We start from the raw sequence: 26,050 nt of genomic DNA, 5'->3' as shown, positions 1-26,050 counted from the left end.
TTTGCAATTGAGTAATTATTCAGCATAATAAAAAGTTAAGTGACTGGTCTATCACAAGTCTCCATTTAAGGAATAAATGGACAATAACATCAAAGCCAGTTCTCAGGAATAAATATAAGAGAGATGCAGAGCATCTGATAAAAGGAAGGTCGAGATGACTCAATTCACCCAGGCTAAGTTATTCCGCCAGAGTTGCTTAGCAGCCGCAGTCAGCATGTTTGCTGCACCATCTGTTTATGCGCTTCAAGATTTATCAGATGAAGCACTTTCAGCCACAACAGGTGAAGGTGTTGCACTCACTTTAGAAAATTTCAAAATGGTCTTTCAAGGGCCAAATGACCGTTCTACGGCTTCTAGTTATGCGTCTGGTATGGTTGATCCAGGGAAAAGCGATACAGGTTTTATTCGGATTATTCCTACAGGTGAAAACTATGAACAATTAGGCCAGCGTGCTTACGATAAAATCTATAAAGCTGCATATGTTGATGCCTATCAGCAAGGCCGAGTTACGGGCTATAACGGTGTTTATGACTCCACTTTCTTAAGTTCTAAAAGCACCTATGAGACCAATAATGCTACACGTATTACCAATGAAACCATAGCAACATATTCAACAGAATATCGTGGCCGATTAGTACAGTCTTATCTTGAATCACCAACGATGAAGGCATATTACGATCAGCGTTATAAAGACTATTATAATGGGTCATCGTGGTTAATGGATTTCGAGGAAGATGGAACAACGAAAGAATCAATTACTCCAGGACTAAAAGAAAAGTCACAAACTGCTGCTTTAAAAAATACCTATGAAATGATTGAGTTACTATACGGTAACAATAGTACGGGTAATTTACCTACTGGGTCTACGTTTTATAAAAATTATGTCTCAGGAAAAATTACACGTTCAAATCTTATTGATCCAACAAAAGATGCTCAGTTAAATGCCAAAGCGGCAGAAACCCTCAATCAGTTGGCAACGGACTATGCCAAGCTTGAAGCTCAAAAGGCGAGTGATTCAGCATTAGCAACTGTGAAAAAAAATGCTGAAATTACAGCAAAACAAATTGCCTCGACTGCGACCGTATCGAGCCTCAGATCGAAAGCAGATGTTTTTATTTATGGTTTAGCATTATCCAATAGCAAAGACAAAAATGGCAAAAGTTCATTAGCGACGCGCTATACAGACCAAGGGTTTAATTGGGGGACAGCTGAAAATCCGTGGCTTTTCCATGCGGGAAATCAAGATGTTGAACAATTTGCGAAAGATAATAAGGGGAATGTTGGTTACTTAGCGATTGAGGCACCATTAAAGAAAATTGCGGCAGATGATGCATCTAACAACATCAAGCTTGGTTTGTGGATGGATGTATTTTCACGGTCGTTGAATTCAAGCAATGTCGTCGATCCGATTACCGGTGCGCCGACTAGCGGCTTAGATAAAGACTATCGTTTACGTACTCAAATTGTTGCGAATGGCCTGAGTTTTAATGGATCACAAGTTCGAATTTTTCAAACCCTAAAATCTACAAATACAAATTACAACCAAACCTTAGGTTTAGCCAGTTTAATTCGTATTAATACCAATGATCGTGCTGAGTCACTGAGTATCAATGATGGAGATTTGGATGCTCGCGGCATGCGTATCAGTACAGCTGCACGCCCTGAATTGGATGATGGAACAGCAGCGACACCAGCGATGGATCGTTCTGCAGCTCCGATTTTCCATGAAACGGAAGGCCTATACTTATATAGCCCAAACATCAATTTAGTTTTAGGAAATATGTATCAGCCCTTTATTGTGGGTTCAGAAGGTCGAAATATTATTTTGGAAGTGACACGTATTCCAAATGTACCTTCTATTTACAGTAAAATTTATACTTACTATACGGATATCGCTGGTAATACCACAGGTACATCGGGTTTAAATGCTGCAGACTTTAAAGGTTCAACCTGTAATGTCTATAGTTGTGGCACGGAGTTAAAAGCAAACTCTTCAGATGCGACAGCACTATATCAAGGACGTAATGCAACACACAGTAGCATTGCGATCGGTACAGTAGAACGCTTGCCTGGTAATCTGCTGAATGCAAAAAGTACGGATACTGCGACAGGTGTAGTGTTTAAAGGTGTCAATGGACAAAGCACGAACTTAGGATCTGTTGCCATAGATGGCGTCTTGATTCAGCACTTAAAAATAAGAACAACAGGGCTGTAGGAGAAATCACATGTATAAAATTTTATGCGCTGTTGTTTGTGCTGCACTGACACAAACTCATGCAGGTTTAGTGTCTATGGATAATAGCGAACTTACCGCTGCAACGGGCCAAGGCGGTGCAGATCTCAGTTGGACACTTTCCTTAAACCATCAATACGCCAATGATATGTCAAAAAACAATATATCAAGCATGGATGCGAATGGTAAAACAACACAAGCATTTTATGGATATCAATGTTCATCCAATGAGTTTTGTCGCTTAGCTCTTGCACCCAATAATCATGTGGATGCAAATGGTAATAAGAAATGGTTGGTGTTTAAACAGTTTCAAGGAACGTTACAGATCGATCAATTTTCACTAGATGGTGTGACGATTATCAATCGTGAAGGTAATCCACAAACGGCTATGCAGTTGACATTTTATGATGATAAGCCATTAAAAATTAGAAATTTAGGTTTTGCTACCTTGGCAGTAGAAACAGGTACGACAGGTAAGGAGGGGTATGAAAATACCAGTACTTATACGACCTATACCGAAAAGAAAGCTGATGGAACAACTTCAACTTTAGCTGTGCCTGATTTTGATCGTGGTTCAGAACAAGGATTTATGGGTGTTAATGTGCACGGCAACATGCACATGAGTGGAAAGTTAAACATCTTCAGTTTTAACTGCACTGGAAATGGTGCAGGTCGCTGTTAATCAGCTGTGACTGAATATAAGGATATAGTGATGAAAAAAATAACAACTTTAACGGCACTCGCAACCAGTATTTTACTTGCTCAACATGCATATGCTTTTGAAGCGATGACCGATGAAAGCTTGGGTGCAGTTACTGGCCAAGATGGTATTTCGATTACCTATGAAGTTTCTAGAGTCAAAGTTGATCAGTTAAATTGGGTTGACCCAACTGACCAAAATAAGATGAAAATGGGTTTGCACAATGTACAAATAGATGGTGTTGGGCAAAGCACCATTACATCAAAATTAGATTTTGATGTTGGGACTACGGATGCTGGTGTAGGCATGCGTATAGCTGCAAGTGTCAGTCCATTTACGGCTGTTGCACAAAATATTATGCTGCTGTGTCAAGGTGCAACGTGCCAAACGCCTACGCAAAATTTAGGTTCACTTACGATTGCAACATCTTCACCTTTAAAAGTATTACTTGAAACCAGCAATGGTCTATTTAACCGTAATGATACGGCGTATATGGAATTTCAATTGCAAAATGCCAGTATTAGTCATGGTATGAATGGACATAGCGTAACCTTAAAGGACTTTAACTTTAACTTTGCTGGTTCAGGTTATATGTATGTTGCAGCTGATGAAGGCATTGTTCTCACCACAAAATCCACAGGGAGCAAAGATCATACGGTCAATTTGGGGCGGGTCAAGGACACATCAGATGTGCATAGCTCACGTAGCGATGCCACAAACCCCGGCGTTAATATCGATCTACGTTACGGTACCGATGGTGGTGCACAGCGCAATTTAATTCGTATGGGAGCATCGGGTGCTGTCACTAATGCACGAGTGGCCTTAAATGCCAATCAAGACGGAATCAAAGATTTTGGTCTAGCAACGAAAGCTTCAGGATATGAGTCTGTTGGTTCAGGTGGTTTACATCTCGGTGTACGTGCAGATTTTACCTCAAAGGATGATCCGAGTCTTGTAGCAGGTCAAGCACCGACAACCTTAGAAATTGGCCATACGGGTATTGGTAGTTATGCCATTGAATTTTCAAATTTAACGTCTTTAGTTGCTGATAAAAATGCCTATATTGATTTTGGCGATATTTATATCAATACCATTCAAGCCAAAAGCCTTGATTTTCTGGTAAATGATAAATTAAAAGCGACATTAGGTTTAACCAATAATGTTTTAACCCAAAACTTGTCAAATCAAACGGCGGGCGGAAATTTTGCACTTGTGGCGATTCGTGGTATGGATTTTCAGTCCATCGCGCGTACCGCACGATTTATTTCTGATAACTCAATTGCTGCAATTGCAAGTAATGACAACAGTTGGGGGATTGGTATCCCGATTTATAATATGAATGCCAATGTTGCATTATCAGAGAAAAAATACAGTTATAAAAATGCGGCTGAAAAATCAGGTATTGGCTATAACCTTGTAATGAGCACAGATGGTTATGGTGTTGATAAAAAAACAGGAACACCAAGTACAACTTCCATTATTTTGATTGATGGTAAAAAAGGTATTAATGGTCAAGAAGTCAATTATTATGCAGGCTTACGAAACATCAATGCCCTTATTCAATCTGATGGTGTGATTGGTTATGAAAATGATGGCATCTATGTACGTGCAGATAATTTATTGATTGCAGCTAATGCCGAGTTAGCGATTGGTCAACTTCCGGGTTCAACCTATAACTGTGCGACTACAGCTTCTGCCAAATGTGGGACTACAGTACCTTTAGATAATTTCTCTAAACGTGATGATGTGTTGACGAATATTGCGTTTAAACTTGATGGTAAAGGTGAGCTATTTATAGTACCGGGCCTAAATGACAGTGCAGAAAATAATTATTTATCTTTTCGTGGAAGCTTTGAATTTAAAGCATTAACAGATGCTGAAAAGAAAGATCAAAAAGTTATGGGAAGCTATTTAAGTTTGATGAATGAAGATGTAAATGCCAGCGGTGTCGTTTCAGCTTCAAGTATCAATATTAATAAAATGCAGGGCGATCTAGGTTTTGATGCTCGAATTAAAATGAAACAAGATTCGGTAGAGTTTGATAATCAGGTGAAATTCAATCCAACCAATAATATGTCTAAAGCGTTTCGTGCAGAAGTATCGATGTTAACAAATGGCAATATGCAAAAGATGGCGGATATAGCCCTAACCGGTGGAACAATGCGAAGCACCATGGGGATTACTCCACGCTAATAATATTAAATCAATAACAAATAAATAAAATAACGAACAGGGAATTTGTTATGAAAAAGAAGTTAATCAGAGGTTTGATCTTCTCGACATTTGCGATGAGTAGCTTATCTCATGCAATGATGGCTTTAGATGATGAAAGCTTATCAAAAGTTGATGGTCAAGCATTACTCTCCATGGAATATACGCAGGGGTATAATTCTGTGGATGAGAGTGGACAAGCCGTAGACCAATCCAATGTCGGCTTTTATAAGCTTGGTTTAGAAGCTGAAATGGAGCTCAATGCCAATATTAAAAAGCTGCAATTGGGTTGTGGTGGTGCAAATGGCTCAGGTGCTTGTGATATTGATATCGATCATATTTCATTGAGTGGATTGCCTGTAAATAGCAATTATACGTCTGATGAACGTGCGGCAACTTCTGCTTTGTTGACCAATCCTTTTATCGAAATTGCAATTAAAGATCCCAAATCAGCTGCAACTCGTGAAGTGATGGGCTTTCGTCTGAGCGCTGAAAAAATTTCTGGGTTAATGACATTAGGTACAGAAAATAGTAATATACCCAATGGTATCAACACCTTTAGTGGGTATATGAAAACCAAAGCGTCTGCGGGTGTTGCAACAACTGCCGAGCGTGTGATGGACTATGCTTCTACGCAGCAATACATTGAAGGGGCTGTTAAGGGGACATTATTTGGTGCTGAAGTTGATCTACCGCTTCACTACAAATCAGATAATTATTCCTTTAATTTAAAATCAACCACAGCACCTTTTACAATTCCAGCCACTGTCGTGAGCGGGAATAGAATTAAGGATAATATTGCGGTATTAAAAGGCACAGGTACAGTTGATCGTCTAGATTTTAGTGGTCCATTAGAAGCTCAGATCTCTCTACTTGGGTTAAATATTAATTTGAATAAAGACGTAACAGGCTATCTTACTGGACTACAAACCGATATTACGGTAAATCAAAGTTTAGGTTTGATCCATGCACTTTATCTAAATAACCCTGCTTCGTTATCCTTACAAGCTCAAAAAATACTCTGGCCTGGTGCTGCAGTTGCAGCAGAAAGAGGTTGGTGGTTGGCGATGGAAGATGAAGTTGATTTGGGCAGTATTACACCTTCAGATAAAGTGGCGATTACGGATGAAGTGTTGAAACAAACGATCGCTGGAATTAACCATGACTTAAGTACCAATGTTCGTAATTGTGGAGATTTAATCTTTGGTTGTGTTGCAGGTTCGGCTTTAGATGTTAAAGAAATTAAAAACCCGTCATTAATTGATTTCCCATTAAACAATTTAAAACTTTCTGGACAGGAGTTTCGTTCTAACTGCTTCGGCGGGCTGAAATTCTGTTAAGGCTTAAAGTATTTAATATAAAAAAATCCCGCACTTAGCGGGATTTTTTTATATTTAGCGCAAATTATTTTGCAATTTTCGCTAAAAGGTCTTCTTTACTGAGGTTGCTTGATTCTTCATCACGGCGACCTTTGTACTCAAATGTACCAGCATCCAAACCTTTCTCACCAATAACGATACGGTGTGGAATACCTGTTAACTCGATATCAGAGAATTTAACACCTGGACGTTCATTACGATCATCTAGAAGAACATCATAACCAGCAGCAGTTAATTCTGCATACAGTGCTTCAGCTGCTTCTAACGTGCGCGGTGATTTATGCGCATTCATTGGCACAATAGCAACTTCGAAAGGAGCAATAGCAGACGGCCAGATAATTCCTTTGTCATCGAAGTTTTGTTCAATTGCAGAAGCGACAACACGGGTTACACCAATACCGTAGCAACCCATAGTCACAACTAGTGGTTTGCCGTCTTCACCTAAGACTTTACAGCCAAGTGCTTCAGAGTATTTTTGACCCAACTGGAAGATATGACCAACTTCGATACCACGTTTAATCAAGATCGTACCTTGACCGTCTGGAGAAGGGTCACCTTCAACAACATTGCGCAGGTCATAAACTTCGGTGTATTGTGCATCACGTTCCCAGTTTACACCTACAGCATGTTTATCAACTTGGTTTGCACCAGCAACAAAGTCTGAAAGTACAGACGCTGCACGGTCAACAATAACGGTAATGCCTTTTTCGGTTAAGCCTTGAGGGCCACAGAAACCAGCAGTTAAGCCTAAGTCAGCTAATTGTGCTTCAGTTGCAAAAGTTAATGGAGCAGCAATTAATGGGTGTTTTTCTGCTTTAATTTCATTCAGTTCATGGTCACCACGTAGGAATAAGGCAACCACTGGTGCAGCTTTACCTTCTTCAGCAACACCTTGAACCAATAATGCTTTGACAGATTGAGTAGGGTCTGATTTAAGGAATTCAGAAACCTCAGCAATGGTTTTTTGATTTGGTGTATCAACAATTTCAAGTGCTTTAGTTGGAGCAGCACGTTCACCTACTAATACTGCTTCCGCCATTTCTACGTTAGCAGCATAATCTGACTCTGTAGAGAATGCGATGTCATCTTCACCGCTAGACGCAAGGACGTGGAATTCGTGTGAACCAGAACCACCAATTGAACCTGTATCCGCTTGAACTGGACGGAAATTTAAACCTAAACGAGTGAAAATTTTGCAATAAGCTGCATACATCTTGTCATAGGTTTCTTGTAAAGAAGCTTGGTCAACATGGAAAGAATAGGCATCTTTCATGATGAATTCACGTGAACGCATCACACCGAAACGAGGGCGGATTTCGTCACGGAATTTGGTTTGTACTTGGTAGAAGTTTGCAGGCAATTGCTTATAGCTTTTCAATTCATTGCGAGCAAGATCTGTAATCACTTCTTCATGTGTAGGGCCAAGTACAAAGTCATTGTTATGACGGTCTTTAAAACGTAAAAGTTCTGGACCATATTGTACGAAACGACCTGATTCTTCCCATAAAGATGCGGGTTGAGTGACAGGCATCAGGACTTGAAGTGAACCAGCACGATCCATCTCTTCGCGGATAATCGCTTCAACTTTATTTAATACGCGAACGCCCATCGGCAGCCAAGTGTATAAACCTGAAGCCAATTTACGAATCATCCCGGCACGAAGCATAAGCTGATGTGAAATAACTTCAGCATCGTTTGGGGTTTCTCTTAACGTTGCAAATAAAAAGCGACTCGCGCGCATGGAAACTGTCCTAAAAAATTAAGCGTTAAAGTGGAGAGTATACAATAAAAAATGAGGTGAACATTTTCCAAAGTCACCTCATTTTAGATTTTGTCATTATGACATGATTTTTTTGGCCTGACGTGCAAGGAAGTTTCGGAAATCATCCAAATAGGTAAAAATCACTGGAACAACCACGAGTGTCAGTAAGGTAGAAGTAATCACTCCGCCAATCACGGCATGTGCCATTGGCGCGCTTTGTTCACCGCCTTCACCTAGACCAAGTGCAAGCGGAACCATACCCATCACCATTGCACTGGTGGTCATTAAAATGGGGCGTAAACGGGTTTTACCTGCTTCAATAATTGCGTCATAACGATCTACACCATGATCCATGGCTTTTTTAATAAAGTCGATGAGTAGAATTGCGTTCTTTGTCACCAAGCCCATGAGCATAATAATCCCGATAATGGAAAAGAGGTTCATGGTTGAATTAAATAAGAATAAGGCTAAGAACACCCCAATCAATGATAAGGGCAATGAAGCCATAATGGCTGCAGGGTGAATGAAGCTATTAAATTGTGAACCCAAAACAATATAAATAAATACAATAGAGAGGGTAATCGCTGTCATTGCATAACCCGCAGACTCAGCCATATCTTTATTGGCACCTTGCGTGACAAAACTATAACCTGGTGGCAAGTCGAAGTTTTTCTCTATCTCATTGATTTCGGCACCAATATCACCCGCAGGACGTCCTGCTGTGTTGGCTTCAACCATTACTTCACGTGCCAGATCACGACGGTTAATTTGTGAAGCACCAAGTGTTTCTTCAAAGCTTGCCACACTTGCCAATGGAACTAAAATAGGTAAGCCTGCAGCATCGGTTTTTTGTGATGTGATGTACATGCTTTGAATGTCAGTTGGCAGTCGACGCTGATCTTCAGTGAGTCTTAAATTTACATCATAGGTTTCGCCTTTATCATCCTTCCACGTTGTTACATTATCACCCGCAAGAAGAGGGCGTAACACATTGGCGATTTGATTGACGGATAAACCTAAATCACTGGCTAAAACGCGATTGATATGTACACCTAAGGTCGGTTTAGGTTCTTTGAGTGAGCTTTCTAAGTCGACAATACCTTCGACTTTGGCAACTTCAACCAAGAATCGATCTGAAATGCGTTGTAACTCATCTAAGTCTGGTCCTTTAATCGAGATCATTACCGGCTTTTGGCCGCCCGATACTGTTTCATCAGCTGAGGCAATCGAGGTAATGGTAATACCTGCTACATGTTTTAAGCGGGTACGGAATTCATTGTTGAGATCCGTTAATGTTTGACTACGCTCCGTACGTGGTGAAACAGTGACACGAATGCTGGCATGGTTTTTACCCCGATCAGTGGCACTATTAATTGCACCATAAGTGGCTTTGACTTCTGGATGTTGGCGAATGATACGATCTACTTGCTTAAGCTTCGCCTGCGAATATTCAAGGGTTGCATCAACTGGTGTTTCAAATTTGATCCGAATTTCACCTTTGTCTGGTACGGGTACAAATTCAGTTCCGATCATTTTGGATAAAGCTAATGCGCCAAATAAAGACGTGACGGCGATTAAAAGGGTGATGAGACGGAACTTTAAAGCAAGCTTGAGTAATTTTTCATAATGATGGCTTAAGTTATCGAGCTTGCCCGAAATCCAGTTAAAAAAGCGTTTGATTTTGCCGGGCTTTTTATTTGGATCGTGGCGTTCTGCCCAGTGAGCAGACAACATCGGGTCAAGGGTGAAACTCACAAACATCGAAATCAGTACAGCGGTACTAACGGTTACACCGAATTGATAGAAGAAACGCCCAATAATACCGCCCATAAATGCCACAGGTAAAAATACCGCGACAATGGTCAATGTTGTGGCCAATACAGCTAAACCAATTTCTTTCGTGCCGTCGAGTGCAGCGGTGACGTGGTCCTTGCCCATATCGGCATGGCGGACAATATTTTCACGGACCACAATGGCATCATCAATCAGGAGACCGATACTCAGCGAGAGAGCCAGTAGGGTCATCATGTTGATGGTAAAACCAAAAATCCAAACAAAGGTGAGGGTGCCCAGTAGCGAAATCGGTAGGGTTAAACCTGTAATGGCTGTCGAACGAAATGAGCCGAGAAATAACAATACAATGAATACCGCAAGTACAGCACCTTCAATTATGGTACGTGCCACATCTTTAATGCTGCCACGAATACCTTTAGATGAATCAACCACAATTTCTGCGGTCGTGCCCTGCGGCAATTGCTGTTGAATTTTACTTAAGGTTTTACGGGTATTATCAACCACCTCAATCACATTAGAGTCCGAACTTCTCAGAATGTCGACAGCAACGGCAGTTTTGCCATTCAGATAGGCACTCGACTCCATTTCGGCTTGACTATCTTCTATTTCGGCAATTTGTTTGAGATAAATCGGCGCGCCATTTTTATTGGCAACCACTAAATCTCCGAAAGAATTTGGGTGAATAACTCGAGATTTAATTTCGACCACCAATTCTGAATTCTTTTGTTTTAAGGTTCCTCCCGGAACTTCAATATTTTCAGATTTTAAGGTGTTTATAACTTGATCGATCCCAATCCCGAAACTTTGTAATTTTTGTGGATTTACTTGTATTCGAATTTGTCGCTGCGCATCGCCCAATAAATTGACCGTACCGACACCAGGAACTGTTCTAAGTTGTGGCACAATCCGTTGATTCAGATAGGAACTCAAATCACGTAAAGACATGTCCTTCGATTCAAAAACAATCGACATAATCGCACTGGCAGTAGGGTCGTAGCGTTCTACAATCGGGTCATCAATTTCATCACGAAATTGTGCGGTTACTGGTGCAATTTTATCTCGAATATCTTGTGCAGCTACCGAGGATGAGACATCTAGATTAAATTCGACAATGACCGTGGATAAACCTTCACTGGACTGTGAAATCACTTGCTTGAGGCCAGAAATGGTATTGATCTGATCTTCAAGTTTCTTAGTGATTTCAGATTCGACAGACTCAGGAGAAGCACCTGGATAGTTGGTGTAGACCACAACAAAAGGGAAGTCGACATCAGGAAATTCCTCAACGCCCATACGTTGCCAAGAAGCGAGTCCTAGCACCATCAGACAGAACATCATCATGATGGTGAAAACAGGATATTTCACACTAATTCGGGTTAACCACATAACAACTGTCCTGCCTTATTCTTTTAATTTTGGCTGATACTTACATCTTGTTTGATATCTGAATCATTAAATTTAATTCGGCTGATCAGATCACTATTTTGTAAGCCCTGAACAATCGCGGTGTTATTGCTATAATTCTGATTCAAAATTTGTACAGGCACTTTGGCAATTTTATTTTGACGAATGACCCAGACATAAGGTTGGTCTTTTAGACTTTGAATGGTATCGAGTGGAATTTTTTGGCCTGAAATATTATCGGTACCTAAAATGTGACCTTCGACAAAAGCACCAATACTTAATGATGTAATGGTTTCATTTGGGGCTGCAAAAAATTCAATTTGACGACTAGCCTGATCGGCAATTGGTGAAATCCGACTGATTTGTGCTGTGAGTAAATTGCTATTGCCTTGGATGTTATATTCAATCTTTTGTCCAATTTTCAGCGCTGCTTGCTGATCACTTGGTAATTTGGCTTGAATTTCTAATTGGTCTGGATTGACGATTTCAAAAAGGGTTTGTCCGGCAGCAACCGTTTGTCCCGGTTCAACATCACGCTTGGTAATCACGCCTTGGATAGGGCTATAAATGGTGCCGTCTTGATTGGCTTTACGTGCAATATCGACATTGGCTTGTTGGGCACGAACATTTTCCATTTGAGCTTGGTAATCGACACGACTTTGTTCAAACTCTACTTTGGAAATAAAGCCTTGATTCAGCAAACGCTGTTTGCGCTCCATCATTAGTTTGGCTTGATTGGCTTGAGCTTGCGTGGATGCGAGGTTCGCTTGAGATTGAGCAAGACGTGCTGCGTTGTCTTGATTATTTAAATGCACCAATACTTGGCCTTTGCTGACACGTTGTCCGACCTCTGCATTAACATTGGTTGCAGTCGCAGTGACTTGGGCTTGAATACTGCTCTGATTGACCGCCCGAATGGTGCCTGTAAAGGCCGTTTTTGAAATTGCGTTGCCTTGTTCGATCGTGACCAGATCTTGTTGAATCAATTCAATCTTATTTTCTGGTTTTACACTTTGCTGCGAATCTTCTTTTTGACATGCAGCCAAAGTCAGGCTTATGCAAAGCAGGCTAAGCTTTAAAAATGGGGATGATTGCTGTGCAGATTGCATAATGGTCCTTATATCAGCGGTCTACAAAAGCAATTGAATAACAAGTTTATTCCATCGCTTTTAAACGCGTAATAATTCTGTCGTATTCAGCTTCTGTATTTCGATAGCGAGTTTGTAACGATTGAATGTATTCTTTTTTCGCTACCATATTTTTTTGATTATTATCCAACATTGTTTTTAATTTTGCCGGAACGGTTTCACCTTTTCGAAAATGTTCACGTTCTTGGCGAACAAATAATACACGATCATTTTGTAATTGTTTTAATTGTTCTTGTTCAAACACGATCTGTTTACGTATACCAGTCAGTGCATCACGCTTTTTAATGGCCGCAGTTCGGCTATTGGTATAGGCTTTTTTAAGTTTGATATCTGAAGCTTGCTGACGTGCTTGGGCAGCACGCTGAGGAGCTTGTCTAACGTCCGCTTCAGCATTGTAGGGGCGGTTACGTTTAATCACTTGCATATTTTGATCAAGTGCTTCATAACCATAGCGGATGTGATTTGGTGTCACATTGGTACTGATGTTTGCTATGCCTTTACTGTCATAGTAACGATACCAAGTCGCCTTTTGTGGTTGCTGCGTATTGGTTGGTGCAGCAAATAAAAGCGGGGTATAAGCCAGTAAACAAGTCGTCAGAATGACTTTTTTTGAGAAATGTTTAAGGCCAATCAAGTGAATTTTTTTTGTAAACGGACTCAACCTTGTACTCCCCAGTTTAAAGTTGACTAAATTACTTATTTTAAAGTAATAATCTTGCTATAATATGCTTAATTAAGACAATTAAATACTATTCCAAGTTAAAAAAAAATCGTTGGTCATCGGAAAGTGTGAAGCAGTTAATAAAAACAAGAAATCTTGTGTGTTTGCGCAGAAAATGTTCATTGAAAACGCAAGTAAAGATATGTTAAAAATGTTCACAACTTGTAAATAATAATGCTGCTAACTTAATTGTTTGTACATCCTCAATGGGTAGGGTCAATAAATGGACGATAAATTCCAAAATCTAAAAGTCATGGTAATTGATGATTCAAAAACCATTCGTCGTACGGCCGAAACGCTGCTTCAGCGTGAAGGATGTGAAGTCGTCACTGCTGTAGATGGTTTTGAAGCACTTTCAAAAATTGCAGATGCGAATCCAGATATCGTATTTGTCGATATTATGATGCCACGTCTTGATGGCTATCAAACTTGTGCCCTGATTAAAAACTCTCAAAATTATCAAAATATTCCTGTGATTATGCTTTCAAGTAAAGACGGTTTATTTGATCAGGCGAAGGGTCGTGTTGTGGGTTCGGATGAATACTTAACGAAGCCATTCAGTAAAGATGAATTGCTGAATGCAATCCGTAATCACGTTACAGCTTAATTAGATTTTTTATTTTTTGGGGAAAAAGCATGGCACGTATCCTAATCGTTGATGATTCACCAACAGAAACATTCCGTTTTAAAGAAATTTTAGGTAAACACGGTTTTGAAGTGATTGAAGCTTCAAATGGGGCAGATGGTGTGACAATGGCTCAAGCTGAGTTACCTGATTTGGTCTTAATGGATGTGGTAATGCCGGGTGTGAATGGATTCCAAGCAACACGTCAAATTGCACGTGGTGCGACCACCAAACATATCCCGATTGTCATTGTAAGTACCAAAGATCAGGCAACTGACCGTGTTTGGGGTAAACGCCAAGGTGCTTCTGATTATCTGACTAAACCTGTAGACGAAAAACAATTAATTGATGTGATTAAGCAACACCTCAATGCAGGATAAAGCTCTATGGCAGCAAATGGATTTATCGAATTACTTCGAATCGCAAAACGAGGAAACAAAAACTACGTTTCCACTGAAAATGAAGTAAACCGATGGTCAGGCATTGCTTTTGAGATGATGGGGCAATATTACGTTGCTCCTTTAGGTGAAGTAGCTGAAGTGATCTACCCACCAAAATATACGCCAGTTCCCAACACCCAACCTTGGGTGATGGGATTAGCCAATATTCGGGGACGCTTACTTTCTTTGTCTGACCTAGCACAATATATAACCGGTCATCGAAGTAGTTTTTCACCCACTCAAAAAGTTTTATGTATTAGTCATAATGACCATTATGTCGGTTTGGTAGTCGATCAAGTTTTGGGTATTCAACACTTTAATAAGAAAAGTTATTTTTCTAAACATAATGAGTTGGATCGAAATTTGCAGGAATATTGTCAGGGGTATTTCCACCAGCATAACCAGCAGTGGAATGTATTTCTCTTCAGTCGTTTACTGCAAAATCCAAAATACATGAACGCATCTATAAAATTTATAAATTAATTGTCGCGCACGAACGAAAGAAGGCGTAATCGGGGAGAAGCTGAATGGGCTTTAAACTTAAAAAGAAAAATACGGGTGAAAGCACCAGTGGTCGTAAAGGCGGTAATGCTTTTCTGGCAAAACTGCAATCACAGACAGATCAATTATCTCGAGTTTTTGGTGATAGTGAAAAATCCAAACCATTTATTTATGGTGCGATTGGTTCATTAGTACTGGCAACGATTATTTTATTATACCTATTCTATAGCGTTCCTCGCGGTAACCAATTAACGCAAAGTTTGGGTGAACTCCGTCTTCTTTCGCAAACAATTTCGCGTCAAGCAACTGAGGCAACTGCTTCAGGTACTGAAGATGCAATGAAAAAATTAATTGCCTCTCAAGATTCGTTCAAAGAAAACTTAGAAACTGTAAAAGACATTCATGCAAATACAGATGCGCTGAAATCTGTAGATACGCAGTGGGCTGAGGTTTCAAAAAGTATTGACTTGATTACTTCGCAACAAAAAATCATTAATAAGTTATATGACACGAACATCGCGATTGGTGAAACCATTCCGGGGATTCAGGCGGAATATAACTTGATGGTCGACCAAATGGCACGTCAAGACATGCCTTCGAACCAGGTGGTGATTGCGAAAAACCAGGTATTCATTGCAGAACGTATTTTACGTTCGATCAGTTCGGTGCTTTCAGGTTCTGATAGCTCACGTGAGTCTGCAGATGACTTCAGTGCCGATACTGAAACCTTCGGTTTGTACTTAAATGCTCAATTGGATGGTAGTACAGAGCTTGGTGTACAACGTATTGAAAGCCCTGAATTACGTGAGTCACTTGAAGGCATTAAAGCTGAATATGACGATGTATTAAAATCAGCGGCTGCGACAATTTTGAAAAACTCAACGCAAATTGTGAACGTACGTAAAGCATCTTCACAAATTTTTGCTGAGTCAGACAAATTGTTGGACAACTTAAATCAATTGTCTTCTAGCACAGGCTTGAAAACCATTTTACCTGCGGTACTGTTGATTCTTGCTTTAACAGCCTTCTTGATCTGTGTGTTCAAACTTCTTTCTTTACGTGGTCAATCGGATAAATTCCGTGTAACCCGTCTTCAAGAAGAATATGACCGTAACCAGAACGCGATTTTACGTTTACTCGATGAAATTGCCGATCTTGCAGACGGTGACTTACGTTCGTATGCGACGGTATCTGAAGACTTTACGGGTGCGATTGCCGACTCGATTAACTTCGCAATCGACCAATTACGTGACCTTGTATCGCGTATTACAGAAACTTCTCAAGAAGTTGCACAATATACGGCGAATACGCAGGGTATTACCAACCAGCTTGCAGAAGCATCTGAGCATCAGGCGCAAGAGATTGCTGGTGCATCTGCCGCGATTAACGAAATGGCAATGTCGATTGACCAAGTATCTTCGAACGCTGAAGAATCAGCTGTCGTAGCAGAACGTTCAGTACAAATTGCTGCAAACGGTGCAGATGTTGTAAACCGTTCAATTGAAGGTATGGACACGATTCGTGAGCAGATTCAAGAAACTTCAAAACGTATTAAACGTTTGGGTGAGTCTTCTCAAGAGATTGGTAACATTGTCGCACTGATTAACGATATTGCCGACCAAACGAACATCTTGGCATTAAACGCAGCAATTCAGGCGTCGATGGCGGGTGAAGCAGGTCGTGGTTTCGCCGTGGTAGCGGATGAGGTACAGCGTCTTGCGGAACGTTCAGCGTCTGCAACCAAACAGATTGAAGGCTTGGTAAAAACCATTCAAACGGATACTAACGAAGCCGTAATTTCAATGGAACAAACGACTTCGGAAGTTGTACGTGGTGCGAACTTGTCTAAGGATGCCGGCGTAGCACTGGATGAAATTCAGTCTGTATCGGGTAACTTGGCGAAACTGATTGCAAACATTTCGGATGCTGCAAAACTTCAGTCTGCTTCAGCAGGTCATATTGCGACAACGATGAACGTTGTACAAGAAATTACCTCGCAAACCACCAGTGCAACATTTGATACTGCACGTTCGGTATCTGAATTGGCGAACATGGCTGAATCATTACGTGAATCTGTATCTGACTTTAAACTCCCAGAGTAAGTCAGGCGCAAACCTGCAGTACCTTAGCTACGGTTAGGGTACTGCACCGATTACAGATAACACATCGATAAGGTGAACTTAACGTCACAGTTAAGTCTTAGGTGATGGTTACAATTAAGTTTGAGCAACCTTCTTGGTGGCAAAACATAAGAAGCCTTAGCTATGAAAGAAATATTAAAAAATTTAGTTGAAACAACTACGCTTCCTGAAGATAGTTATCTTGATCAAGATGCAGAAATTTTAGAGATTTTTGTTGAAGAAATAGAAGAGATCTTTGAAGAGCTGGCGGGTTTATTTACAACTTGGTTGGAAAATCCACAAGATAAAGACACTTTAACGACGATTCGTCGTCATTTCCATACCCTGAAAGGTTCAGGTCGTATGGTCGGGGCAAAATCGGCGGGTGAAACTGCATGGGCAGTGGAAGATACGCTGAATCGTGTTATTGCAGGTTCAGTACAGTTAACGCCAACCGTTCAAAAGTTTGCACAAACAGTTTTAAATGTTTATCAATATAAGCTCTATCCACGGTTTAAAAATGTTGCCGAATTGGATGTTGACTTACGTCCATTGGTTTTAATGGGGCAACAATTACAACAAAATATTAGCCTTGAGCCTGCACTCGAAGAATTATTAAAACTGGCAGATCAATTAAAATCTGAAGATGCTGTCACTGGTTTAGAGCTGACTGAAGTTGAAACTACAGAACATGTGGAAGTAGTTGAAAGCACGATCGATGCAGTGGCCGAATCAGAAACAACTCTTGAGCAAGTGGATGCAGATGCATCACTGGTCGAAGAGACTGTGAGCATTTTTATTGAAGAAGCTGAAGAACATCTACAAACGATTGATCAGTTCCTCCAATCTGATGATAGTAAATCACAAGACTATAATGGCTTGATTCGCGCGCTACACACCTTACGTGGTAGTTCGTCGATGGCACAAATCGAAGAGATTTTTGAAGCCAGTTCAAAAGTTGAAAATTTATTCAAAACCTTATTGCAAGACGAAATCGTATCGAGCTCGAAAGAAGCTGCTTTATTGATTCAATATGCTGAATTTGTTCGTGATTATTTACACGTGCTGCGTTCAGGGGATAAGGCAAATCTTGCATCTATTTATGAAACCTTCAAAGCTGCTTGGGATGATTATGGTTTTGCTAGCCAAGATCAATTGGCGCCTGAAGATAATCCACAAGGTTTGGTTTCTAAACTAATCGAATTAAATATTGATCAGTTATTAGATGCTGAATTTGAGTTTGATAAACGTGCACTTGCTGAATTCCCAGACTATATTCAACAGCTTAGTCAGCAAGCTTTAGAGTTGATTAAACATACGGATAATCGTGCGTCTGTTGGTATTCATGATTTCACAACTCAACTGTGTGCAGCGTATCAGTCTTTAGTTGAAAAGCCTGAATTGCTCCATGCTGATTATGGCTATGAGTTATTTGCGCAAGCACATCAAGAGTTCATTCACTTATTTGACACTTTAGCTGCGGGTCAGCGTGTAGTGTTAAGTGAAGAGGTTCAGCATTTCTTAAATGAGCTGACTGCATTTGTTCAACAAGACATTGAAGCAGTTGCAGCGACGACTACACCAGAAGCTCATGTAGTTGCTGAACCTGTTGCCACAGTAGAAGATAAAGCCGCTGTTGCAAATACAACAGCAGTAGACTTTGCACAATTAAGTCAGCGTATTCAACTTGATCATCAACAGATGCAAGCGGCTGATGCGAATAATGACTTTGATGAAGATCTTTTAGGGATCTTTATTGAAGAGGCAGAAGAATTATTGGTGGGGATTGATCAAGACCTCAGTACTTGGACACGTGATCAGACCAATACTTCAGCTTTGAATAATTTAATGCGTTATTTGCATACCCTAAAAGGTGGTGCAAATATGATTGCCGCATCTCATGTGGGTTTAATTTCGCATGAATTAGAATCGATTTATGAGCGCATTATTCGTCAGCAAATTTCGATTACGCCTGCGTTAATTCAAATTATTCGTTTAGTGCAGGATGATATTTCAGATCGTATTCAAACCATTCGTGACCAAGGGATCGACTACCCAGCGAATAATGTGATCGATATTCTCAAGAATATTCAGTCAATTGTGGCAGGAGAGCGTTCAGAAGCTGTTGCATTGGCTTCGGCCCCTATTTCTGCTGAAACTGAACAAACAGCAGTAGAACCAGATGTATCGGTGTCAGAGCCGATGGATGTTGCTGAAGACACTGCAGAAGCAGTGGTTGAAGCTCAAACGACTGCTCACACTGAGTCTGCTGTTGAACATCTTGAACATGCGGTTGCTGAACATGTTGAGCATCCAGATGACGATCTACGTTCTGTCATGGAAGAAACCTTCCTTGAAGAGTCTGAGGAAATTCTTGAACAAGCCGTTCAATTATTAAATCAATGGACTGAACAACGTAGTGACCGTAACGTATTGCTTCAATTACAACGTGCTGCCCACAGTATTAAGGGTGGTGCGCGTATGGTTGAAAATGAACCTGTTGCCGCAATTGCGTATCAACTTGAGACGACGTTTGAGCATTTCGCGGTTCATCATTTCAACTCAAATGCATATGACGGCTTACTCAAAACGACGTTGGCATGGTTAAAAGAAGCGATCTTCAACCACGACTATAGTAATTTTGATAGCATCAAATTGAGCCTAGAATCCATTCAGTATGTGGATGTTACGGTTCAATTGCCAAACCGTGTTGCAGAATTAGAACAAGGTATTGTTAGCAAAGGCTTTGAATTTATTCAAGGTGATGGTGTTGAACCGCCATCTATGTTGGGTGAATGGTCTGAAGCCAATTCTTCTGATAACAGCAATGAGATGATTCGTATCTCGGCTGATCTCGTCGAGAAGATGATTGACTTATCAGGCGAAAACTCGATTAACCGTTCACGTATTGAGATGGACTTAGGTCAGCTAGGCAATACCTTGAATGAAATGGAGTTAGCAATTAAGCGACTTGCTGACCAGTTACGTCGAATGGATGGTGAGCTTGAGTCACAAATTATTGCCAAACATGGTTCTGAAAATTCACGCTATGCGGATTTCGACCCATTGGAGATGGACCAATATTCATCGATTAACCAATTGTCAAAATCTCTAGCCGAATCTGCGTCGGATTTGGTTGACTTCAAGAGTACTTTGGCAGAAAAAATCCGTGATGCAGAAGGTTTGTTATTACAACAATCACGTATTCAGTCAGAAATTCAAGAAAGTCTGATGCGTACCCGTTTGGTGCCATTTGATCGTTTGTTACCACGTTTACAACGTATTGTGCGTCAAACCTCTTCGACCTTGAACCGTCCTGCAGAATTGATTGTTCAAAATACAGAAGGTGAATTGGACCGTACGATCTTAGAGCGTTTGGTGACACCATTTGAACATATGCTGCGTAATGCGGTCGACCATGGTTTAGAAGATACTGCTGACCGTTTGGCTTTAAAAAAGCCAGAAGTAGGTAGCATCGTCTTGAACATTAGTCGTCAGGGTACTGATGTACTGGTGTCTTTCAGTGATGATGGTAAAGGGATTGATGAAACCAAAATTAAAGACAAAGCCTTAAAACTTGGTTTAATCAAAGCGGATCAGTTCCTCGATAAACAAGAAATCTTGCAATTGATCTTCCATCCAGGTTTCTCAACGGCACAAGCGGTAACGCAAATTTCGGGTCGTGGCGTTGGTCTGGATGTGGTGCAAAGTGAAATTAAAGCCTTGGGTGGTCATGTTTCCGTAGAGTCTGAGTTAGGTAAAGGGACAACCTTTACCATTCGTGTACCAACGACGGTAGCGGTCAGCGATGCCTTGATGGTGAAAGCTGGCGATCAGCAATATGCGATTTCATTAGCGCAAATTGAACGTATTGTCCGTATTGCACCTACGGCACTTGAAACTTACTTCAATAGTAAGGATGACGTGTTTAAAATTGACAACACCAATTACAAACTACGTTATCTATCAGAGTTTGTGGGTAATCAGCCAATTCCACGTTTAAATAATGTCGGCCATTCATTGCCTGTATTGCTAATAAAAGGCAACAGTGGTCAAACCATTGCTTTATTGGTCGATCAGCTGGTGGGATCACGTTCTCAAATCGTGGTGAAACCAATTGGTCAACAATTTACCAGTGTGGGCGCGATTGCAGGTGCTACGATTCTGGGTGATGGTCATGTATGTTTGATTTTGGATGGACAAAATATTGCACGTCAGATTCAAACTTCGCAGCGTGTTAAACATTCAGCTGAACAGCGTGATTTGGGCCGCCAAGCCAATGCGCGTCGTTTAGTGATGATTGTCGATGACTCGGTGACAGTACGTAAGGTGACTTCACGCTTACTTGAACGTCAAGGTTATGACATCGTGACAGCGAAAGATGGTGTGGATGCAATTGAACAGCTTGAAAATGTCCGTCCAGACTTGATGCTACTTGATATTGAAATGCCACGTATGGATGGTTTCGAAGTGACAAACTTAGTTCGTCACCACGACATTCACCGTGACTTGCCAATCATTATGATTACATCGCGTACAGGTGAAAAACATCGTGAGCGTGCATTTAGCTTAGGTGTGACTCACTATATGGGTAAACCATTCCAAGAAGCTGAATTGCTTGCCAATATTGAAGCTTTAATTGCAGAAAAGCAGGGGTAATTTATGAGCCAAAACACTGTTTCTCAGGTTGTCAGCGATAAAATTGATCAGCAGGAACTGCAACATCTCATTACGGTTTCTACCGGTTTTATCGATGCGTATATCATCGATTGTCATGGTAAAGAGCCAATGTTGTTGCCACAAAATATTGTGCTTTCAGCGCTCGATAGTGCAACCAAGGTTCCTTTTGTTGAATGGCATGAATTGAAATTGCCTGTTTTCTCGGTCAATGATCCTGCAAAAAATCAGGGCGTGGCTTTGGTGATTGAAGGCGATGATGTTGGACAGCGTTTTGCACTGATGTGTAATGAAATGCCGAAAACCATTCGTCTGCGTATTTCTGAAGTGGTTGATGAAGAAAAAACCGTGAAAGACGCCAATATTTTCCAATATGTACGCATGGCCGATCAGGTATTTCATATTCCAAATTTAGCCAATATTCAAAACAGCATTGGGCTTCAAGCGGCTTAGTATTTGTAAAAACGAGATATAAAAAAGGAACTCCATTGAGTTCCTTTTTTTGACTATGTGGGGAATATTTAAGCCAACAGGTTTTCTAAAATCTTTTCGTAAATTTCAGAAAGTGGTTCCAACTCTGCCACATTGACGTGTTCATTGATTTGGTGAATCGTGGCATTTAAAACACCCAGTTCAAGCACCTGTGCACCTGTAGGCGCAATGAATCGACCATCAGAAGTACCACCACTGGTCGAAAGTTCAGTTTCTGTCCCAGTAACATCTCGAATGGCATCACGTGCGGCATTCACTAACTCACCGACTGGGGTTAGGAATGGAAGACCAGATAACGTCCAAGAGATGTCATATTCAACACCATGACGATCTAGAATTTCCAAGGTGCGTGCTTTGAGTTCGTCCGCCGTCACTTCTGTTGAATAGCGGAAGTTAAAGAGTAAATTCATCGTGCCCGGAACAACGTTGGTTGCGCCTGTACCGGCATTGATATTGGAAATTTGGAACGACGTTGCAGGGAAGTATTCGTTGCCATTATCCCACACGGTATCGCAAAGTTCAGCCAGTGCCTTTGATGCTGTATGGATTGGATTGACCGCTAGATGTGGGTAAGCAACGTGCCCTTGTTTACCCTTAACCGTTAAATTGGCATTTAGCGAACCACGACGACCATTTTTAACAATATCGCCAAGTGTGTTGGTGCTAGATGGTTCACCCACCAAACACCAAGTCATTTTTTCATTACGCGCTTCTAAAGTTTCAACAACTTTGACAGTCCCGTTGATCGAAGGACCCTCTTCGTCAGAGGTAATAAGAAATGCAATCGAACCTTTATGATTTGGATGCTTCGAAACAAAACGTTCTGAAGCAACAACCATAGCTGCCAACGCGGTTTTCATATCTGCGCTGCCACGACCATACAGTTTACCGTCGCGAATTTCAGGAAGAAATGGGTCAGAACCCCATGCATCCAAGTTACCCGTAGGTACTACATCCGTATGACCTGCAAAGCAAAATACTGGTGCTTCAGTCCCTTTACGTGCCCAAAGATTATCTACATCATCAAAACGCATATTTTCAATGTTAAAGCCAATTTTGGCTAAACGATCCGCCATAATGTTCTGGCAGGTATGGTCAATCGGTGTTACCGAAGGTTGGCGCAGTAATTCTAGGCTGAGATCAAGAGTTGCTGTTGAGGTCATGCTAAATACAGAAGTCAAAAATGTCGCAATATAATAGGCGAATCGACAAGCGAAGGGAAATTTAGACGTAAAAAACCCTATTAAAAAAATAGGGCTCTTTTATAAATTCTTGGGAAAGAAATTAATTGCGGCGAATTTCTTCCGAAGTTTTCTCAGCAGTATTGGTTACAGCATCTCCAGCTTTAGATACGTCTTTACCAACACCTTTTACTGTATTACAACCTGTCAGTACGAAAGCAACCATAAGTGATGCAGCTAAAATTTTTTTCATTGAATGTAATCTCCATTATGAAAGAATAATTTTTAGAAGACTAAATTATTCTGTTGTGAGATTTAGATTAAAAAATAGCCGTATCAAACAGTAGGTGGTTTTTACGGTGGTTGAGTAAATAAATGTAAATTTCTACTAAATGGTGCATTGAGTCTTAAATTGTTTGCGGCAAAACCAAGCGTGGCTGTCTATACATATAATAGCTTTCCTCACTGTCTTTTTTATATAAACCATCTGTCCACCAATGTGCGGTTTTACTTGTCGGTTGCTGCTGCACGCAAATCCATTCATGTCGTTGTAGGCGATAATAGCCTTGACTCGTAGATGGAATGACATGTCCCCATTGACCTATTCTGCGCGCAGGATTGACCCAGTTTGGCAATGTGTTGGTACGCTGAATAGGTAAATATAATTGACCTTTTAAAACACAATAGCGCTGTTGAATTTGCTGCCCAAGTGCTTCATCAAATTGGAATTGTTTTTGGGTGAAATGATTGAGCTTTCGAGCCAAAGTATCACTACGATTTAAGCCATACCAATAGGGTAATTGAAAATCACGCTCTGCTAGATAGTATTTTAAAGCCACTTCCCAATGTTCAACTTCATCACTTTCGGTATTTTTTAAAACAAAATCGAGTTCACCTACTGTACGAGGGCCATCAATTTTTTGAATGCTATGTCCGAGTAACTGGTAGGGATGGTATGGGTGATCGAGAAGCCAAAACCATATAAACATTTCGAAACGTAAACCAAGGCGAGTACTTTTTAATTTTTGTAAAAATTCTACTAATTCACTTGGGTGTTGTTCGAGTTGTTTTAAACGGGGAAGGTAGGCTTCAAAATATTTATGCCAAAGCTCGTTTGGATGAAAATGAAAGGGATAGCGGATTTCGAGTTCATTGGGAATTTGCTGCAGAATATTTGGGCTAGCAATACAGAAAGCCAATTGGCGAACTAAGGGCTGTTTAAATTGCAACCATGGCTCAAAATAAGACGACATTGTCGGGGCTACAGCCATATTGAAACCTTTTGAATAATGCAGAATAACAACGGATATTTGTTAAAAACATCTTATACTACCTGAATTGAAAGTTCAGGGTAGCGGTATGAAGACGTTGTTTTGGCGAAGCTTAGTGGTTGTCTTTGTCATTTTAGGCTTTATAGGGGCTTTATTGCCGGGAATGCCCACGACAGTCTTCTTAATATTAGCGGCATGGGCGGCTTCAAAAGGTTGGCCTCAAATGGATGCGTGGTTGTTGAATCATCCTAAATATGGGCCAACCTTGCGTGCTTGGCGCGAAAATGGCACCGTCCCCCGCAAAGCAAAATGGTTTGCATCGATCATGATGTTTGTGAGTGGTCTGATTATGCTTTTTACTTCTGCACCGATTGCCGTCAAGATTTTCACGGACTTAACCATGTTGATCGTTGGTATTTGGTTATGGACACGACCTGAGCCAAATCAGATGCGGACTATTGAACAATCGCCGCAGACTAAACAAGAAGATAAAGATAAGCAGAAAGAGCAAGAGCATGTCTGAATATACCAAAGATCAAGCCGATATCCTGATTAACTTGAAAGATCAAACTTTAACTTTGCCGAAGCTGAATAAGTTTTACCTGATTTCATCGGGTAAAAATGGCATTGGTGAGCAGGAAAATAGTGGTAAGACCCCACGAGGCTGGCATCAAGTCGCTGAAAAGTTTGGTGGACAACAACCTCAAAATGCAGTTTTTAAAGCACGTCAGTGGACAGGTGAGGTTTACGACGAGCAACTTGCCGCATTACATCCTGAGCGGGATTGGATTTTATCTCGAATATTGTGGCTCAGTGGTTTGGAACCCGGCTTTAATGTGGGTGAGGGCTGTGATACTTATCAGCGTTATATTTATATTCATGGCACACCAGATACTGAACCAATGGGTATACCTATGTCACATGGTTGTATTCGCATGCGAAACAGCGATGTTGTAGAACTTTATCAATTGATTCCATTAAATGCGCTGGTTTACATCACTGAACATTGAACACGTCGTTAAAAGCACAAGCCATGAAAACCGAAGTTCATGGCATCAAAACAAAGATTTGAAAAATTAAAGTGAGTTTGAAAGGCGTTTTTTTTGTCAGGACTTTTGTCAGGACTAATGCTCGCAAACCAACAGAAAGTCGTGTTTGAATGTATTTTGTACACTAGGGTGTTTTAGAATGCAGTGTGTGTGGTGAATTAATCGTCGGTTCGCTGAACGATTAGCTATGAGTCCACGCGAAAAACTGTTTTTATGTGAATGATGCAGAATATAAGTCATATTTTTAGTAATAAATTTACAGGTTTATAGCTAAAAAATGTTCAAAAATACTGATTTTTCCGCAATATAACTTATTTTTTAATCACTCAAACAGAAAAAGTG

19 protein-coding genes are annotated in these 26,050 nt (G+C 40.6%); 12 read left to right on the top strand and 7 right to left on the bottom strand.

From position 1 onward, the window contains the following. Nucleotides 1–154 precede the first annotated feature (154 nt). The 4 genes from FTU64_RS04475 to FTU64_RS04460 are packed head-to-tail and all read left to right on the top strand — an operon-like array spanning nucleotide 155 to nucleotide 6,484. Nucleotides 155–2,215, top strand: a complete 2,061-nt coding sequence (locus FTU64_RS04475; RefSeq protein WP_180059300.1) for a hypothetical protein — start codon at nucleotides 155–157, stop codon at nucleotides 2,213–2,215. A gap of 10 nt (nucleotides 2,216–2,225) precedes the next feature. Next, nucleotides 2,226–2,915, top strand: coding sequence for a hypothetical protein (locus FTU64_RS04470; protein ID WP_180059299.1), 690 nt, complete (start codon nucleotides 2,226–2,228; stop codon nucleotides 2,913–2,915). 30 nt (nucleotides 2,916–2,945) lie between these two features. Then, nucleotides 2,946–5,126, top strand: a complete 2,181-nt coding sequence (locus tag FTU64_RS04465; protein WP_180059298.1) for a DUF6160 family protein — start codon at nucleotides 2,946–2,948, stop codon at nucleotides 5,124–5,126. A gap of 50 nt (nucleotides 5,127–5,176) precedes the next feature. Further along, nucleotides 5,177–6,484, top strand: a complete 1,308-nt coding sequence (locus FTU64_RS04460) for a hypothetical protein (protein WP_180059297.1) — start codon at nucleotides 5,177–5,179, stop codon at nucleotides 6,482–6,484. Between the two features lie 64 nt (nucleotides 6,485–6,548). Here FTU64_RS04460 and FTU64_RS04455 read toward each other — a convergent pair whose 3' ends face one another. The 4 genes from FTU64_RS04455 to FTU64_RS04440 all read right to left on the bottom strand — a co-directional run bounded on the left by FTU64_RS04455 (nucleotide 6,549) and on the right by FTU64_RS04440 (nucleotide 13,232). Next, nucleotides 6,549–8,264 carry a proline--tRNA ligase gene (locus FTU64_RS04455; RefSeq protein ID WP_180059296.1) on the bottom strand — a complete coding sequence of 572 codons (1,716 nt, stop codon included), beginning with the start codon at nucleotides 8,262–8,264 and terminating at the stop codon, nucleotides 6,549–6,551. Between the two features lie 96 nt (nucleotides 8,265–8,360). After that, nucleotides 8,361–11,465 carry an efflux RND transporter permease subunit gene (locus FTU64_RS04450; protein ID WP_180059295.1) on the bottom strand — a complete coding sequence of 1,035 codons (3,105 nt, stop codon included), beginning with the start codon at nucleotides 11,463–11,465 and terminating at the stop codon, nucleotides 8,361–8,363. Nucleotides 11,466–11,488: 23 nt separating this feature from the next. Then, a complete protein-coding gene (locus tag FTU64_RS04445; protein WP_180059294.1) occupies nucleotides 11,489–12,592 on the bottom strand; it encodes an efflux RND transporter periplasmic adaptor subunit in 1,104 nt (367 codons plus the stop codon). Nucleotides 12,593–12,638: 46 nt separating this feature from the next. Next, nucleotides 12,639–13,232: a hypothetical protein gene (locus FTU64_RS04440; RefSeq protein WP_373683064.1), complete on the bottom strand. Its 594-nt coding sequence runs from the start codon at nucleotides 13,230–13,232 to the stop codon at nucleotides 12,639–12,641. 343 nt (nucleotides 13,233–13,575) lie between these two features. On the opposite strand from FTU64_RS04440, the gene pilG reads away from it, so the two are divergent. The 6 genes from pilG (at nucleotide 13,576) to FTU64_RS04410 (ending at nucleotide 22,168) form a co-directional block, all read left to right on the top strand. Further along, nucleotides 13,576–13,959, top strand: a complete 384-nt coding sequence (pilG, locus tag FTU64_RS04435; protein WP_078191060.1) for a twitching motility response regulator PilG — start codon at nucleotides 13,576–13,578, stop codon at nucleotides 13,957–13,959. Nucleotides 13,960–13,988: 29 nt separating this feature from the next. After that, entirely contained in the window at nucleotides 13,989–14,357 is a 369-nt protein-coding gene (locus tag FTU64_RS04430) for a response regulator (protein WP_078191059.1), read from the top strand. Nucleotides 14,358–14,363: 6 nt separating this feature from the next. Then, nucleotides 14,364–14,900 carry a chemotaxis protein CheW gene (locus tag FTU64_RS04425; protein WP_078191058.1) on the top strand — a complete coding sequence of 179 codons (537 nt, stop codon included), beginning with the start codon at nucleotides 14,364–14,366 and terminating at the stop codon, nucleotides 14,898–14,900. Between the two features lie 44 nt (nucleotides 14,901–14,944). Then, nucleotides 14,945–17,020: a methyl-accepting chemotaxis protein gene (locus FTU64_RS04420; protein WP_078192256.1), complete on the top strand. Its 2,076-nt coding sequence runs from the start codon at nucleotides 14,945–14,947 to the stop codon at nucleotides 17,018–17,020. Nucleotides 17,021–17,182: 162 nt separating this feature from the next. Continuing rightward, nucleotides 17,183–21,697: an Hpt domain-containing protein gene (locus tag FTU64_RS04415; RefSeq protein ID WP_180059293.1), complete on the top strand. Its 4,515-nt coding sequence runs from the start codon at nucleotides 17,183–17,185 to the stop codon at nucleotides 21,695–21,697. A gap of 3 nt (nucleotides 21,698–21,700) precedes the next feature. After that, nucleotides 21,701–22,168, top strand: coding sequence for a hypothetical protein (locus FTU64_RS04410; RefSeq protein ID WP_168379297.1), 468 nt, complete (start codon nucleotides 21,701–21,703; stop codon nucleotides 22,166–22,168). A 68-nt stretch (nucleotides 22,169–22,236) separates the two neighbouring features. On the opposite strand, the gene dapE is transcribed toward FTU64_RS04410, so the two are convergent. The 3 genes from dapE to FTU64_RS04395 form a co-directional block, all read right to left on the bottom strand. Beyond that, complete coding sequence (dapE, locus tag FTU64_RS04405; protein WP_180059292.1) at nucleotides 22,237–23,370, bottom strand: succinyl-diaminopimelate desuccinylase; 1,134 nt, start codon at nucleotides 23,368–23,370, stop codon at nucleotides 22,237–22,239. Nucleotides 23,371–23,491: 121 nt separating this feature from the next. Further along, on the bottom strand, nucleotides 23,492–23,641 hold the full coding sequence (locus tag FTU64_RS04400) for an entericidin A/B family lipoprotein (protein ID WP_078191053.1): 150 nt from the start codon (nucleotides 23,639–23,641) through the stop codon (nucleotides 23,492–23,494). Between the two features lie 154 nt (nucleotides 23,642–23,795). Next, a complete protein-coding gene (locus FTU64_RS04395) occupies nucleotides 23,796–24,659 on the bottom strand; it encodes a DUF1853 family protein (RefSeq protein WP_180059291.1) in 864 nt (287 codons plus the stop codon). Between the two features lie 88 nt (nucleotides 24,660–24,747). On the opposite strand from FTU64_RS04395, the gene FTU64_RS04390 reads away from it, so the two are divergent. Next, complete coding sequence (locus FTU64_RS04390) at nucleotides 24,748–25,182, top strand: YbaN family protein (protein ID WP_180039707.1); 435 nt, start codon at nucleotides 24,748–24,750, stop codon at nucleotides 25,180–25,182. Further along, complete coding sequence (elsL, locus tag FTU64_RS04385; RefSeq protein ID WP_180059290.1) at nucleotides 25,175–25,669, top strand: cell wall-recycling L,D-carboxypeptidase ElsL; 495 nt, start codon at nucleotides 25,175–25,177, stop codon at nucleotides 25,667–25,669. Before FTU64_RS04390 ends, elsL begins: the two co-directional genes overlap by 8 nt. Nucleotides 25,670–26,050 lie beyond the last annotated feature (381 nt).

This window comes from Acinetobacter sp. YH12128 (genome assembly GCF_013418655.1).
Lineage (GTDB): Bacteria > Pseudomonadota > Gammaproteobacteria > Pseudomonadales > Moraxellaceae > Acinetobacter > Acinetobacter amyesii.
Note: the sequence above shows the minus strand (reverse complement) of the source record. Positions and strands in the feature narration are given on the sequence as shown.